The organism is Neobacillus cucumis (assembly GCF_023715505.1).
On the sequence record NZ_JAMBOH010000011.1, the window covers coordinates 71,195 to 86,472 of the forward strand.

The 15,278-nt window shown below is 37.8% G+C and carries 15 protein-coding genes; 1 reads left to right on the top strand and 14 read right to left on the bottom strand.

Annotation, left to right across the window (positions count from 1 at the left end; translation table 11 throughout):
* Positions 1-213 precede the first annotated feature (213 nt).
* From uxaC to M3226_RS16800, 3 genes are all read right to left on the bottom strand, one after another.
* The gene (uxaC, locus tag M3226_RS16790; protein ID WP_251567089.1) at positions 214-1,620 is read right to left on the bottom strand and encodes a glucuronate isomerase; all 1,407 of its coding nucleotides are present in this window, start codon (positions 1,618-1,620) and stop codon (positions 214-216) included.
* 627 nt (positions 1,621-2,247) lie between these two features.
* Positions 2,248-2,676, bottom strand: coding sequence for an OsmC family protein (locus tag M3226_RS16795; protein WP_251567091.1), 429 nt, complete (start codon positions 2,674-2,676; stop codon positions 2,248-2,250).
* Positions 2,677-2,896: 220 nt separating this feature from the next.
* Positions 2,897-4,642 carry a DUF4153 domain-containing protein gene (locus M3226_RS16800; protein WP_251567093.1) on the bottom strand — a complete coding sequence of 582 codons (1,746 nt, stop codon included), beginning with the start codon at positions 4,640-4,642 and terminating at the stop codon, positions 2,897-2,899.
* A 330-nt stretch (positions 4,643-4,972) separates the two neighbouring features.
* Here M3226_RS16800 and M3226_RS16805 point away from each other — a divergent pair, with 330 nt between their 5' ends.
* Positions 4,973-5,185, top strand: a complete 213-nt coding sequence (locus M3226_RS16805) for a hypothetical protein (RefSeq protein WP_251567095.1) — start codon at positions 4,973-4,975, stop codon at positions 5,183-5,185.
* A 232-nt stretch (positions 5,186-5,417) separates the two neighbouring features.
* Here the strand turns inward: M3226_RS16805 and M3226_RS16810 are convergent, their stop codons facing one another.
* The 11 genes from M3226_RS16810 to M3226_RS16855 form a co-directional block, all read right to left on the bottom strand.
* Entirely contained in the window at positions 5,418-5,621 is a 204-nt protein-coding gene (locus M3226_RS16810) for a cold-shock protein (protein ID WP_251567096.1), read from the bottom strand.
* Positions 5,622-5,971: 350 nt separating this feature from the next.
* On the bottom strand, positions 5,972-6,379 hold the full coding sequence (locus M3226_RS16815) for a DUF3231 family protein (protein WP_251567099.1): 408 nt from the start codon (positions 6,377-6,379) through the stop codon (positions 5,972-5,974).
* Positions 6,380-6,751: 372 nt separating this feature from the next.
* Positions 6,752-7,603 (bottom strand): creatininase family protein, encoded by an 852-nt coding sequence (locus M3226_RS16820; RefSeq protein ID WP_251567101.1) that lies wholly within the window; start codon positions 7,601-7,603, stop codon positions 6,752-6,754.
* Positions 7,604-7,666: 63 nt separating this feature from the next.
* Positions 7,667-9,031, bottom strand: a complete 1,365-nt coding sequence (locus tag M3226_RS16825; RefSeq protein WP_251567103.1) for an MFS transporter — start codon at positions 9,029-9,031, stop codon at positions 7,667-7,669.
* Between the two features lie 286 nt (positions 9,032-9,317).
* Entirely contained in the window at positions 9,318-10,076 is a 759-nt protein-coding gene (locus M3226_RS16830) for a helix-turn-helix transcriptional regulator (protein WP_251567105.1), read from the bottom strand.
* A 168-nt stretch (positions 10,077-10,244) separates the two neighbouring features.
* Positions 10,245-11,624, bottom strand: coding sequence for an amino acid permease (locus M3226_RS16835; protein ID WP_445165001.1), 1,380 nt, complete (start codon positions 11,622-11,624; stop codon positions 10,245-10,247).
* Between the two features lie 412 nt (positions 11,625-12,036).
* Complete coding sequence (locus M3226_RS16840; RefSeq protein WP_308211952.1) at positions 12,037-12,489, bottom strand: SDR family NAD(P)-dependent oxidoreductase; 453 nt, start codon at positions 12,487-12,489, stop codon at positions 12,037-12,039.
* Positions 12,486-12,701 carry an SDR family NAD(P)-dependent oxidoreductase gene (locus M3226_RS32510; RefSeq protein WP_308211953.1) on the bottom strand — a complete coding sequence of 72 codons (216 nt, stop codon included), beginning with the start codon at positions 12,699-12,701 and terminating at the stop codon, positions 12,486-12,488. The genes M3226_RS16840 and M3226_RS32510 overlap by 4 nt, the downstream gene beginning before the upstream one ends.
* Before the next feature lie 132 nt (positions 12,702-12,833).
* Entirely contained in the window at positions 12,834-13,460 is a 627-nt protein-coding gene (locus M3226_RS16845; RefSeq protein ID WP_251567107.1) for an AmiS/UreI family transporter, read from the bottom strand.
* 105 nt (positions 13,461-13,565) lie between these two features.
* On the bottom strand, positions 13,566-14,747 hold the full coding sequence (locus tag M3226_RS16850; RefSeq protein ID WP_251567109.1) for a NupC/NupG family nucleoside CNT transporter: 1,182 nt from the start codon (positions 14,745-14,747) through the stop codon (positions 13,566-13,568).
* A gap of 52 nt (positions 14,748-14,799) precedes the next feature.
* A complete protein-coding gene (locus M3226_RS16855) occupies positions 14,800-15,198 on the bottom strand; it encodes a cytidine deaminase (protein ID WP_251567112.1) in 399 nt (132 codons plus the stop codon).
* Positions 15,199-15,278 lie beyond the last annotated feature (80 nt).

Consider the following 15,278-nt stretch of genomic DNA (forward strand, 5'->3'; position numbering starts at 1 on the left):
GTTTGCTAGTAATATTCGCCAATATTACTAGCAAACTCGGTGGGGTCTTTTTTTATAGGTAAGAAAGTATAAAAGTTTTTACCTAGAGAATTGTCCAGCTCCAGCGCCTAGCCCCTCGAGGTCACAAACCAATCCGTCCAAAAGGTTAAAGAGCAACCTTTCGGCCGGCTCGTCTTGTGCTTGTCTGGGCTGACCAAGGCGCTTGCGCTTTTCTTATAGGTCAAAACCAAAATATTCTTTTGCGTTTAGGTAACAAATGCCTTGGACAATTTCACCTAAAAACTCAAGGTTATTTGGAACTTCCCCATTTTCTACCCATTCGGCAATTAGAGAACATACGATTCTTCTAAAATATTCATGTCTTGTATAAGAAAGAAAACTTCTTGAATCCGTCAACATGCCGATGAAACGGCTGATAAGTCCCATATTGGCTAGTGACTTCATTTGTTCAATCATTCCATCCTTATGGTCGTTAAACCACCAAGCTGTACCGAATTGAATTTTTCCTGGGATTCCTCCACCTTGAAAATTACCAATCATTGAGGCAATAATCGCGTTGTCATTGGGATTTAATGAATAGATAATGGTCTTTGGAAGTCCACTTTCTTGTTCGATTAAATTTAATAATCGAGATAATGGCTTTGCAATCGATTCGTCATTCATAGAATCCCAGCCGGTATCAGGGCCCATCTCTTCAAACATTCTGCTATTATTATTCCGCAATGCATTTATGTGGAACTGCATGGCCCAGTCTAGCTCTTTATAAAGTTTGCCTAGAAACTTAAAGGTGAAGGTTTTAAATTTCTTTTCATCTTCAATAGAGACCTTGCTGCCTTGTAAGGCTACATTAAAAATCGCAGCAGCTTCTTCTTCTGAAGTTTCAGCATAAATCATTTGATCAATGGCATGGTCAGAGACCCTGCATCCTACTGAATCAAAAAATCTCACTCTTGACTCTAGTGCTTTAAGAAAATCCCCATAGGATTCAATTGAAATACCTGAAACGGTTTGGAGCTTTTCAACCCATGGTTGGAAGGTATTCCGGTTAATTTCTAAACCTTTATCCGGTCTAAAGCTTGGCAAAACTTTAACCTCAAAATCAGACTCATCTTTTAGTTTTAAGTGATATTCAAGGCTGTCAGTTGGATCATCGGTTGTGCAGACAACTTTTACATTTGATTTTTTAATTAAATCTCTTGCTCCAAAGCCTTGACTATTTAATAAACCATTAATCTTTTCCCAAATTTCTGGAGCACTTTTTTCGTTAAGTAATTCATGTATCCCGAAAAACCTTTGCAATTCTAGATGTGTCCAGTTAAATAGAGGATTTCCAATGGTCATTGGTACTGTTTTTGCCCAGGCGATGAATTTATCATAGTCAGAGGCACTGCCAGTAATGTACTCTTCATCCACACCATTTGCTCTCATTAAGCGCCATTTATAATGGTCACCGTAAAGCCAGATTTCAGTGACATTTTTAAAGGTCTTATTTTCATAGATTTCCTTTGGACTTAAATGGCAATGATAGTCGATAATAGGCATTTGTTTTGCATACTCATGATATAAGCGTTCAGCTATTTGATTGTTTAAAAGAAAATTCTCATCCATGAAATTTCTCATAGGTTCACCAGCTTCCTATTATTATGAATGTTAACGTTAACAATAATTAGTACTAAAAAAAGATTAATAATTTATTAGTTTGATGGAATGTTAACGTTAACATTTTTCTTCTTGTTTACATTCTAACGCCATTCGGCAAAAAATGCAATCGGTTACACAAAAAATATTATTTTAAGAGAATAGGAGTGGAAACAAGGGAAGCAAGGGGAAGCAAGGGGACGTATCCTTCGAACGACTTTACTTTTCTCTTCTTCGGGGGTTATGAACCCCTCTTATCCTTCGAACGACTTTACTTTTTTCTCCTTCGAGGGTTATGAACCCCTCTTATCCTTCGAACGACTTCACTTTTTTCTCCTTCAGGGGTTATGAACCCTTCTTATCCTTCGAACGACTTTACTTTTTTCTCCTTCGAGGGTTATGAACCCCTCTTATCCTTCGTACGACTTTACTTTTTTCTCCTTCAGGGGTTATGAACCCCTCTTATCCTTCGTACGACTTCACTTTTTTCTCCTTCAGGGGTTATGAACCCTTCTTATCCTTCGTACGACTTCACTTTTTTCTCCTTCAGGGGTTATGGACCCCATTATAAAAAATAACTGCCTTTCCTACAGGCAGTTACTTAGAATCTTAAATAGACCTTTTCCCTTTAACCCCATTTATGGAGTAGCTGACAGTGATTTCGGCACTTAAGGAATGGGAAACAGAGCAATATTTGTCTTTTGACAATTGAATCGCACGAATGACTTTGTCTTCAGGTAAATCCCCGTCTAAGGCATAGTGGAGATTGATATTTGTAAATCGTTTTGGGTGTTCCTCCGCCCGCTCGCCTTCCACATCTATTTGAAAGGAGCTGGGCTCAAGCCGCATTTTGTGCAGAATTGAAATAATATCCATTCCCGTGCAGCCTGCGACAGCCTGGAGAAGCAGTTCGGTCGGTCTTGCTCCCGTATTTTCTCCACCAACCTCTGGAGCGGCATCCAGTTTGATCTCATGGCCTGAGGGGGTCGTTCCTGCAAAGGCCATTTTACCTTTCCAGTTAATGGTTAAATCTAACATCGGCATTCCCCTTTCTATTTGCTTATTCTTGCCGTTAGAGCCGTACCTTATTTTTATTTTATTTAAATCGGCAACTCAATATTAACTTCATATAGGATGATTATTTATGAAGGACACATTCCTTCATCCTCAACCCCACTTTCTCTTTCATTCCCTTAATACGAAAAACCAAAACCCCTCTGCACTGAGAGGGGCCTGAATAATCACATATAGAGTCCAGCTATTTAATCTGAATAAATACAAATATCCCTGCGTTATTCTGGTTAGCTTGCTTTTCAATACTTACATTTTGCACCACGATCGTCAGTTTAGCACGCCTGTTCTCCTTCGTGAACGTAGCTTCTTCCGCTGTTATCATGCTCTTAGTTGCATTATAATGATAGAACTTATCAATGATTTCTTGAGTATTAAAACGGATAAGCTCTTGTCTGTCTTCTCCCACCAATCTCAAGTCAATACGTTTTCCTTTTGTATCTGTTACGAGGGTATAGGTCTTACCCGCCTTCTTAAAATCGTTAATCTTCTGCTCACCATTGTTATCGAATGGATAAAGATCCATTTGAATAAATCGATCAGATCCTTCAATATTAATCGGCATTGATGGCTCCATTGTCAGGTAGACGGATTGATTTACATCCCCCGATTCCTGATACTCTTGAAAGCCAAACGTATCCTTAAAATCCTTGTAAACATCAAAATTTCTCGGTAACCAAGCAATCTCCTTTGTATATCCCATGCGGTCTAAGTACTGAACAGTATTGGTTATAATCCTTCTATCCTTTTCAGATACGGACTCGTTAGGCTTAATTTTATTATTTTCGAGCATATCATATTTTAATAGCTCATCCTCAAGGGTTGCAATCTGACTGTTACGACTGATGGTAAACGCATCAACCGGAGGAACAATCGAAATGGCTGAAAAAATAATCAACAAAACCGCAATAATACCATTTTTCCGTACTGGTAAAAAGCTAAATAAAACACCAGCCATTATTGCAAATACACCAAACAAAATCACATAGTAACGGGTATGTGTAACACCCATTTCATTCAGACTTATGACCGAAGAGGAAACCTGAAAGAGAACAATAGGTATTAATACCTTAGGAAAAACCTTTCTAAAAAAGACCGTAAACTTATTCTCTAGCTCACTAACTAAGATATAAAGCAAAATAACGGTAATGGCATAAGAAACCAGCATTGGTTCAAGTAAATTATCGGCCCAAAATGCCCCGCTGATATTTTTTAAAATATAAAGCACTAAGATGAGCGTAAACACTGCTACTAGTGGGATCAAAATATACGAGAGCAGTATTCTCAAAAACGTCGGACAATGTGCAGCTTGATCAATCGTGTCGTCCTTCGCCCTTGAATAATCAGGGATGAGTGATAGGAAGTACAAGGGTGCAAAAAGAACAAATATAAGGTTGGCTGTATGTGGGTAAGCTGTATAACCAATCTTAAAAATCAGCTCATTATAGGCCACAAGGATAATCGCGATCCCGCCGTAGATAATACCAGAGAAAAAGAGGGAAATAAAAAATGACTTAAAGGTAATCATGAAACTTTTATTAAAACTGGTGTTGCTTTTAATTACGGGCACCCAGATGAAGGCCCAAAGCAGCGCAAACATGGCTACCACGATTCTAATTTCGATCTCTGTACTTAAATTTGGAGCTGGTCTAACAATCGAGTAGTATCCACCCGTTAGGATGATAGCCGCTCCCATTAGCATCAGTCGGGACGAAAATGTAGTATAGAATCGCTCATAACCAACCTGGGCGACAGCACTAAGTAACGCACCAAGGATAAAGGTTAAAAGTAACTTGGTATCATTCCTTTCTGTACTAATCGAATAAGCATTAGCCACGGCTGCAGCGAATAAGAAGAAAGTGGTTAAAGGAAAACGTCCAATGGCATCAGTTAACCCAGTAAGTCCTTCTTTAAACTTTTTCAACCATTTCATCTATTTCAAACCTCCCTTTTTACACACTTCCATTTTTTTCTAATAAAATTATATCATGTATCGGTACCCGATATAGTTATCTCCAACTTTTTCATTCACTTTAAAAACTGACAATTTCTATTTTTTATTCAAACCATCTACAGCATTTTCCAGAGGATTTCGACAAACTTCTCTAAAACCCTTCACATTTCCCGGGTAATTAACAATATTATCTAATTTATACCAAAACCGCCCAATATCTGATATCCTTAAATCTTTTAATATGATATTTTTAAATGAAGAATCTACCAAGCTTAGATGTCGAAAATCATAGATAAAGGGGATGACCCAATGAATAAAGTTGGTTTATTAAAAAATCTACGCAATGCTAGTCGAGGTAATTTGTTTTCAACAGAAATTCCCAAGGCTACAAAAGAAGATGGAAAAATAATTGAAGAATGGGTTGGAGAATTAGAAAAGGAAGGAAAAATCAAGTTAAGAGAATGTGTACAGCGAGAATACTCCGTTTATTTACATGGCATAATTAAGTATGCACGCGATTAATCGGGTACCTTTTTATATCTGGGGTGAAACACAATAGGACACAGTTCTTCAACTAATTGATATCTAATTTTATACTTAATTAGGAGAATTCGTGATTATGTGATACACTTTTGATTACCATTTGATTTACTTGTTTACATGTGCCCTACTCATTCGTGAGTGGGGCTCCTTGTTTTTAAAAGAAGAAATAAAAAAACAGACTCTATAAAGAGCCTGCTTTAGTTTGTTCTTATTATGAAGCTTTACGTACGTTAGCTGCTTGAGCTCCACGTTGACCTTGCTCAACGTCAAAAGTAACTGCTTGACCTTCGTCTAAAGATTTGAAACCTTCGCCTTGGATAGCTGAGAAATGAACGAATACGTCTTCTCCACCGTCACGTTCGATAAATCCGAAACCTTTTTCTGCGTTAAACCATTTTACTTTACCTTGTTCCATTTTGTTTCCTCCTGCTGTGCGCTTTGCACACAATGTGTTACTATCCTTGCACTCAGTGATCATCAAGACGAAAAGTTAATCTTATGCTATCCTTTACACCGAACAAAAATAATTCTTCTAAAGTTTAACATTTTTCGGAAAAATTTGCAAGAGGAATTAAAAACAACCATTTTTCCCAATCATGGAATTTACACACCTGGTCTTGGATTCTTATGTTTTTCTTATTCAAGTAAAGTACCAGTTAGGTAGTATATTATGACTTTACTTTTTAATTATTTGCTTTCGTTCCTCCATTTGAGGAGGTTCTTCCATCCAGCCATTTTTAATCATTATTTTCGCGCGAGCTGAACTTACCCTTTGTAATAAGGCGGAACACGAAGCCACTCATGCCGATCTAAGTATTGTTTTACGGTTAACCCCGCCATGGTTTTCTTCAAGATAATTTTTGAAAAAAGTAACCCAACATCGGCCCGTATCGATTCAGTTAGACCTTTGGCGGCATAGTTGACTCCCATCGCCTGATTATAGGACATGAGGTTAGCCAGCTCCTCGTCATTCAGCCTTGCGCCCTCCGGTATATTCTGAAAATCCCCGAGTGGTTTTTCAGACGTAGTATTTGGTAATGGGATACCTTCTTTCTTTAGAAACTCGATCAACTCGTCTCGAATCGGGACATGCACAGTTTCTCTAACATCCCTTAAAATTTGTTTCAATTCCGGATCAAGAGCTATATTGTAACCAATTTCTTCATTACGCATGGTGATTTCCGTTCCTAAAAGGAAAAACCCAGGTTAGAAACCTCCATTACATTCAAAGGTCTTTTTTCTCCATCCATAAAAGGTTCAAATGCATCACGTATCATGTCAAATAGTTTCATGTTTCAAAATCCCACCAAACTTTGGATATTCTTTGTCCTGATGGTATTTCCAATAGCTCATAAAACATGCTTATTATTCTTCATTTCTTGACTTAAAGAAAAAAACCTCATTTACCGATGATACGGTTCACCGTGATGTATCAAAATGAGGTCTTATCGTTATATAGAGCAGACTCTGCGGCTTTATATTTCTCGATTAAACGAGAAAAGCCGTGCGATACCCATATGATTCGCACGACTTGATATTTGTTTTTTACGCTATTCCATTAGGCAAATGCGCCCCGTATTTTGGAAGAATCGTATCCTTGGTATAAACATCCACTTGTCGAAGTGTTTCCACGATAGCCGGCATATCCAATGCCTTGACAAGTTCATTAATCGCTTGAACACCCGCATCTGCATGTACTTCTCTTTCTTCGGGTGTTTTCAAAAGCGGTGTAGCCATATGGTCAGATGGCTTATCAAAGTAAGAACCCACTGCTCCTGATTGATAAGCATATTTTCCTAATGTATTACCAGGATTCTTACTCATGCCTGCTAACATCGCTTGAACATCATAAGTAACAGAGTGAGATTCAGGTACATTCAATGGAACATCTTCTAATCTACCTAAAACTTTATAAGCACCGATGGTCATATTATGAAATGAATCCATCAGATTGAAATTGGCTGCCTCTGCTGCTTTTAATACATCCATATACAAGACGGGTACTTTTGTTTCATCAAAGAAATCACGAACCATGCCGCTTACGGTCAAATAGGCTGGACCATGACTGGTAATATAAATTTGTCGTCTAAAGCCTTGTTTTAATAATGACTTTGCAATCTTGTCTAAATAAGCCATTCCGTCTTTTATGCTCATTTGAATGGTACCCTTGCCAACAATCGTTCCGCCTGGGAAGAAATAAGGTAAGTTGTGCAAAACAAGCCCATCTGATTCTTCAGCCATTTTTAACGCAATAGCTTCTGCCAAAACGGTTTCAGAGTCCAACGGTAAGGCTCCATGAGTTTCCGTTACTCCAACTGGAACATAGATAATATCATTGTTACTTAAATAATCTTCGACTTCCCCATTTGTCATTTTTGAAAGGAATCTAGTACGCATATGAACCTCTTCTTTCTCTCCTGCAATTTCACTTTATGAAGAATTACGATATGGGAGCCCCTATTAAGATGCTCTTCTTTCTTTTAATGCTGCATACATTTCATTTGTTCTTTTTGAATTTAGGTTATAAATGAAACCTACACCGATTAACATGATAATGAATGCAATAATTGGCATACCAGTGTACATCTTTAATACACCTTCAGCCACTGCTGGTGATTGAGATTTTGCTCCAGAAACGAAGCCAACCCAGCCTAAAGCATAACTTCCGAGTGCAGAACCTAATCCCATACCTACTTTACGAGCAAAGGAATAAAGGGAATAAAGGGTTCCTTCGTAATGCTTTCCAGTTTGAAGTTCTGCATAGTCGATACAATCTGTTACAAGAGCCCAAACAACCATAACGAAGACGGATGAACCGATTGTAGCAAGGTTATATAAAACCATGAACACGTATACATTTTCAAAAATAACCAATGTCATTAAAGCAGTCGCAACTAAACTGAAGATGGATGTGGCAATAACTAAATTTCTTTTATTGAACTTAACAACTAGTTTAGGAACGATCACGAATAATATCAGTGTAACACCGATGCTAATGAAAGAATTAATAGCGAAAGCACCTGGCATATGATAACGTTCTGCAAAGACAATGGGAGCTAATTGGCTTACACCATTTATCATTAAAAGTGAACCAATGGATGCAAACATCATACCAATTAACGGTCTATTTTTTATCGCTACTGTAAATGCATCCTTAAAACGATAATCGGATTTTGCCCCTTCTTGTTGATCATCATGAATACGTTCTGTTGTTAATTTTACAAGTCCTGTATAAGCTAATACCGATAAAATACTAAAAACAATCGCAATTTTGAAGAATGCGTTTGGAACTATAGAATGGGATTTATCATAGATAAACATTGGAACGAAAGATAAAAATCCAAGACCAACAACCATACCGCCAATCGCACGAGCACAAGATAATTTTGTACGTTCAACAGGATCATTCGTTATAACAGATGCAAGAGAACCGTAAGGAATGGAATCCGCTGTATAAGCGACACAGAAGAATAAATAAACGAATACTACCCAAACATGAGTGGCTGCAGATCCCCAACTAGATACATTTGCAAAAGCTAATAAACAAGATGCTGCTAATATCCATTTAGAAATATTAATATATGGTAAAAATTTATCGCCAGATTTCCCTAATCTCCAACGGTCTGGAATCGTTCCCATAATCACATTACAAATGGCATCAAAGAATTTACCTAACAAAAACATCGTCCCCATAAAATAAGGACTAACACCCAATACATAGGTACAAAACATTAAGAAAAATCCGCCTATAAATAAGTTAACGAAACTTCCTCCAATATCCCCCAGCGCATAACCAACTTGGTCTTTTACTCCAAACTTCTTCATAAGCCACCCTCCTCCATCTTTTTTATAAAGTTAGCGATATCTTTCATGCTGTTTTACTAAACACACCCCTCTTTGTAAGCGCTTTACACATTACTTAATTAGTATACATCTAATGACACTGGCACTTTTAAACTATAATTGCATGTTTTTATAGTATAATTGCATGAATTTTTATCCAAAAAAGGGAAAGTAAATACGCAGTTCGTAAAAAAAGAGCAAAATAAATAGGCGCATGATTTTCTCATACACCACTAAAAGGAACGTACTCACACGTACGTCACTTCTTTTATAGAGATTTCTTACTCTTCCTTTTAAACTCTCCGGGAGTTACTCCTTCTACCTCTTTGAAAAACTTAGAAAAATACGGAGGGTTGCTAAATCCAACCATAAAGGCAATTTCCGTCATGGAAAGATTGGAGAATAGAATAAGCTCTTTTGCCTCTCGTATTCTTCTCAAATTTCGATAATTACTAATAGTTATTCCTTTTTCTCTCTTAAACGCACGCATTAAATGTGAAGGATGAACATGTAATTTCAATGCCATTTCTTCTAGTGAAATGTCCTCCGCAAAGTTCATCTCTATATAGTTTTCCGCCTTCTCCACAATCGTTAAATTTTTGCTTTTAGATTTACGTATTGTTGGGTCGGAATATTCTGTTACCATATTCCCATGAATTTGATCAAGTTCAGAAATTGCGTTGGCATGCTCAATCATAATAGCATATTTCTCTGATATAAAATGGCATTGCCATGGGCTTAAACCACCTTTTTCAGCAGCATAACTATAAAGCGTATTGTGTGATAATAAAATATTCTTGTAGGACCGGAGCCTATTATTCGGGACTCTATTAAGGATGTTTAATCTTTCCTCTCCAATCCCCTGTTGAATGTCTCTTTCAAAGCTGTTTATAATTGCAGGGTCACAAAGTTGTATTCCAAGAAGTAACTGTTCTCTAAGTTTATGAGCATTTTCAATGAATTCAGGTGTAATCCCATTTTGACTTTTATGGGCATTTAAAGTATTGGGTTGATGATGTTCCTTCATTTAAAGTCCCTGCCTTATTTTACGTTATGTTACAGCTCCCCGTAATGCGTCTAAATGAGTTTTTTAACTAGCTGACATTCATTTACCTAGTTATTTGTTTCATAATAAAAACAGAGGCATTGTTATAACTGCCCCTGTTGATAACTATAATGCTATTTTCAAGAAGTCTTAAGAAACACGTTTGGTTTGAGCTCCCGCTGCACGCTTTCCGATGCCAAATGCGTAATAGCTGATGGAAACAAGCGCCAGAAAAACAATCCCTACAACAAGCGATACACGGGTATCTTTATTAAACCACATTCCTATTAATATTAGAACCAGGAAAGCGATTGTCAGGTAGTTTGATACAGGGGCAAAAGGCATTTTGAATGGATGATTGTCCATTTTATCCCCCTTCTCTTTTCTGAATCGAATTTGGCTGATCAGAATAACAAACCACGGAATCATCCCTGGAAGTACACTAGCACTATAGACATAGACGAATAGATTTTTTGGTGCAATATAACTTAAAATAATCCCCACGGCCAAACCAACCAGTACACCGATCGTACTTAAAAGGGGTACCCCATTAGAAGATAATTTCGTAAAGATTTTTGGTGCTTGTCCATTGACGCCCAATGTGTAAAGCATTCGGCCTGCACTGTAAATCCCGCTGTTGCACCCGGACATTGCCGAAGTGATGACAACAAAGTTAATAATTCCGGCTGCCGCTGTAACTCCAAGTTTTGCAAAGGTTGCAACAAATGGACTGCCAATTGAATGCAGCTGATCCCATGGATAAACGGTCACAATCACAAAGATTGCCCCAATATAAAAAATTAATATCCGCCAAATAATGCTTTGGGTCGCTTTTGTTAACGTTTTTTGCGGATCTTCTGCTTCTCCCGCTGTAATCCCGATTAATTCGACACCTTGATATGCCCCAATAACCAGTGATAGTGCAAAAAAGAATCCTGACCAGCCACCTGTAAAAAAGCCGCCATGTTTCCAAAGGTTTGATAACCCGGTTGGGGTTCCTCCATTGCCAAGTCCGAAGAAAATAAGACCAAATCCGGCAACTATCATGATTAAAATAGTGACAACTTTGATTAACGAAAACCAAAATTCAAATTCACCAAACGATTTAACCGAGATTAAGTTGGCTGCCCCAAGAATCACAAAGGCAACCAAACCGGGAATCCAAGCGGGGAGATCTGGGAACCAATACTTCATGTATGCCCCAACGGCAATAATTTCTGACATCCCGACAATTACCCACTGAAACCAGTTGCTCCATGCCGTTAAATACCCAGCTAATGGATGAATATACTTATATCCAAATGTTGCGAAAGAGCCCGTACTTGGCTCCAAATATAACATTTCTCCCATTGCCCTCATAATAAAAAAGATAAAAATTCCTGCAATCATATAGGCAAACAGCACAGAAGGACCCGTCCATTGAATGGTACTTGCTGACCCCATAAATAATCCGACACCAATTGTACCGCCTAACGCAATCATCTGAATATGACGTGATTTTAAGCCTCTCTTTAATTCTTTTGTTTCCACTTTGACTCCCTCCTTCCAACTAATTGCTTCTTACTTACTTATCTGAATTATTATTCAATTATAATACTACTATATAAAAAACACAATTGTATTTTTCAGAAAAACATCTACATATCTAGCTTTTTTTAAATAAAAGTATTAAGAATATAAACTTATTTTTGAATTTTACAATAACTTTATCGACCATATTATTCATATAAATAACACATTCCCTCATATTGAAAGGTGCTGTATCTGTTTTCCGCAAAAAACCTCATTTACTTATGGTACGGTAGCGTAACATATCTAAATGAGGTTTTTTTAATGGAGAGCCCATTGGAGAAGAATTTAACTTTTAAAGGCAGTACTTTTTATTTTGATTTATCTAAAATAGCAGTTAGTGGTTAGCAGGATACCGTTAAGGATGAAACGATTAACCAATAATCAACTCGGTTTCATTTTCCCTTTCTAGTATTTCCCGTGCTACGTCTTTTGCCGATTTTAATCTTGAACGGTCAGTCACAAAGTTATTTTCATCCCAAAATGGAGTATCCATCCCCCCCATATAGACACCGGAAACAGAAATCGAAGTATTCTCTAACTCTTTCACTAAGGCTTCGGTGAACCCTCGAATCGCAAACTTACTTGCACAATAGGCTGTTTCCTGAACTTTCCCGCGTAATCCAGCGGTTGAAATAATGTTCATAATTTTTCCGGCATTCCGTTCCAAGAAGGTCGGCAATATTGCCTTTGTTACATAAATCGTTCCCTTTACATTCGTATCGATCATATCACTGATTTTATCCGCTGAGATTTCTTCCAGGGGGCCAAAGTAACCGATACCAGCATTATTAATCACTTGATCAATTTTTTCTGTTTTATTCAATTGTAAAGCAATTGTTCAACCATTTTAGGATCTGTAATATCACAGGTCGCTGATGTAGCACTTCCGTTTGTCTTTCCTATCATTTGTCTAACTTCATCCAAATGAGATGGTGTTCTTCCCACCAGAATGATTCGATTTCCTTCTTGGGCATATGCAAGGGCAAGTTCTTTACCAAGCCCTGTACCTGCCCCTGTAATCAAGATCGTTTTCAATCTTTACACCTCCAAATTAATTTTCAACGCTTTAAAAAACCTTGTACCGTACAACAGGCATTTTCACATTGAAATGGTCAGCTGCGGTTGCCCTCCCCCAGATCAGAAAGTGTTTGTGTCGATAAATCCTCCTCAAATCATCTCTTCAAGGCTTTCATTGTTTTTCTGCATAGGTAAACGGAATTTAAGTAAGCTTATACAAAAATAAACGATGGATACGATTAAAACCATCAGCCATATTTGTTTGACAACAGGTGTGTTCCAAATTCCTAAAAAATACAATAAAGACGGGATCGTTAAGGTAACCCAGGATTGAATAAAGGCAACCCGTCCAAGATAATGGTCAATCTTCATTTGCAGTGAATTGGATAAAAAGAATAACAGCCACAGAAAAGCCCACATTCCCCATGTAATCGCACTGACAGCATCATGGAAGTGGATCACGGCTGTGAACGTATAAACAACCGCGATAACCGCCACCCACAAACAAAACCAGCCAAGTCCCCTGCCATCAAGTCCTGTTAATGCGGTGACCCCAACATATAAATAAGTTAAACCAAATAAAAAGATAGATGCGTAGTTATACAACTCCCAATGATGTTGACCCGACACCATGATTAAATAAAAAGGTATAATCAGTTGGATGACTCCTACAAACAGATTAAAAACCCCAACACTTTTTGCTTCTGCTTTTCCTGTTAACATCAAACTATTAAGAAATAAAACGGCACCCGAAAGAAATAATCCGACGAAACTCATATGCTTTGTTGTGAAAGATTATTTTCACAACATTCCCCTCCTTCAAAAAGGAAAAAGCAGTTTTCCATCCTCCTCTACAGGGTGAAAAAATGCTTTTTCAACAGATTATAAAACAATACTTACAATCACAGCCGATAACACACTTACCAGAGTGGCGCCGTATAAAAGCTTTAAGCCAAATTTGGCGACAACATTACCCTTTTTCTCGTTAAGGCTTTTTACGGCTCCAGCAATAATCCCGATCGATGAAAAATTGGCAAATGAAACAAGGAAAACAGAAATAATTCCTAATGTGCGAGTGCTGAAGGCATCCCCTATTTTCGCCAGGTCCATCATGGCTACAAACTCATTGGTTACAAGCTTTTCGGCCATTATACCGCCAGCTTGGACAGCCTCTGAAAATGGAATTCCCATGATAAACGCAATCGGCGAAAAGATATATCCCAATATCTCCTGGAATGTAATATGAAAAATTAAATCAAAAATATTATTAATGGCAGCCATTAAGGCAACAAAACCAATTAGCATCGCACCGACAATCACGGCTACTTTAAAACCATCCATAATGTATTCGCCTAACATTTCAAAAAAGCTCTGCTTTTCTGTTTCCTGGATATCAAGAATATCCTCGTTTGGATTTACCGTATAAGGGTTAATAATAGAAGTGATGATAAATCCGCCAAATAAATTCAGAACAAGTGCCGTAACCACGTACCTTGGTTCAACCATGGTCATATAGGCACCGACAATTGACATTGAAACGGTGGACATCGCTGATGCACAAAGGGTATATAAACGATGGGCAGGCAAGAGACCGAGCTGCTTTTTCACCGTAATAAACACTTCAGATTGACCAATCATGGCCGAAGCAACCGCATTATAGGATTCCAATTTCCCCATTCCGTTTACTTTGCTGAGTAATAACCCAATGGCTTTCATAATAAACGGCAGGATCTTCAAATACTGAAATATTCCAATTAGCACGGAAATAAACACGATTGGCAGCAATACATTTAGGAAGAATGGCATTTCTCCTTTATTGGCAAGTCCCCCGAAAACAAACGAGATCCCGGCACCTGCATAGCCTAATAATTTATTAAAGACTCCTGCAAATACTTTGATTAAATCCAGGCCTAACGTGGTATTTAATAATAATGCTGATAATATGACTTGAATAATGACCATAAGAATAATCGGTTTTATTTTGATGTTTTTCCGATTATTGCTTGCCAAGTATGCCAGTCCGAAAACAACAAGCAGTCCGATAATCGCAATGATGTATTTCATTGTAAGTCCTCCAAAAGTTGTTCGTATTCGCTTTCATTACAAACAAAAAAATTTATTTTGTTAAATCTTTAGAAGAAAAAAACCCGGGCAGCAATTCATCAATGGTGGTCTCCATCTTTTCGCCGTTTAAATTAGCTAAAATAATTTTTGTGTCTTTATCACAGAATTCGGCCATTACTTGGCGACAGGCACCACAAGGTGAAACAGGGCCCTCCGTATCAGCAACAACAACGATTGTATCTATTTCCTTTTTTCCTTCAGAAACCGCTTTAAAAATAGCCGTTCTTTCAGCGCAATTGGCCAATCCATAGGAGGCGTTTTCAATATTGCAGCCTTGAAAGACATGATGATCTTTTGTCAAAACGGCTGCGCCTACTTGAAAATTTGAATAGGGCGTATACGCTTTTTTCCTGGCTTCGATTGCTTGATCAAGTAATGTTTGCATGTCCATTTGTTCGTCATCCTTTCAAATATGTTTTGGTATCCAGGCTGGCGATAAGACCAGCCTTTAAATTTTTTCCAGTTTGCACA

What these genes read in the sequence shown, in the direction of transcription:
- M3226_RS16830 (WP_251567105.1), bottom strand. Translation starts at nt 10,076, where the DNA reads ATGAAGGAACATCATCAACCCAATACTTTAAATGCCCATAAAAGTCAA.
- M3226_RS16815 (WP_251567099.1), bottom strand. Translation starts at nt 6,379, where the DNA reads ATGCGTAATGAAGAAATTGGTTACAATATAGCTCTTGATCCGGAATTG.
- M3226_RS16825 (WP_251567103.1), bottom strand. Translation starts at nt 9,031, where the DNA reads ATGAAGAAGTTTGGAGTAAAAGACCAAGTTGGTTATGCGCTGGGGGAT.
- M3226_RS16845 (WP_251567107.1), bottom strand. Translation starts at nt 13,460, where the DNA reads ATGAGTTTCGTCGGATTATTTCTTTCGGGTGCCGTTTTATTTCTTAAT.
- M3226_RS16795 (WP_251567091.1), bottom strand. Translation starts at nt 2,676, where the DNA reads ATGTTAGATTTAACCATTAACTGGAAAGGTAAAATGGCCTTTGCAGGA.
- M3226_RS16850 (WP_251567109.1), bottom strand. Translation starts at nt 14,747, where the DNA reads ATGAAATACATCATTGCGATTATCGGACTGCTTGTTGTTTTCGGACTG.
- M3226_RS16805 (WP_251567095.1), top strand. Translation starts at nt 4,973, where the DNA reads ATGAATAAAGTTGGTTTATTAAAAAATCTACGCAATGCTAGTCGAGGT.
- M3226_RS16855 (WP_251567112.1), bottom strand. Translation starts at nt 15,198, where the DNA reads ATGGACATGCAAACATTACTTGATCAAGCAATCGAAGCCAGGAAAAAA.
- M3226_RS16800 (WP_251567093.1), bottom strand. Translation starts at nt 4,642, where the DNA reads ATGAAATGGTTGAAAAAGTTTAAAGAAGGACTTACTGGGTTAACTGAT.
- M3226_RS16810 (WP_251567096.1), bottom strand. Translation starts at nt 5,621, where the DNA reads ATGGAACAAGGTAAAGTAAAATGGTTTAACGCAGAAAAAGGTTTCGGA.
- uxaC (WP_251567089.1), bottom strand. Translation starts at nt 1,620, where the DNA reads ATGAGAAATTTCATGGATGAGAATTTTCTTTTAAACAATCAAATAGCT.
- M3226_RS16820 (WP_251567101.1), bottom strand. Translation starts at nt 7,603, where the DNA reads ATGCGTACTAGATTCCTTTCAAAAATGACAAATGGGGAAGTCGAAGAT.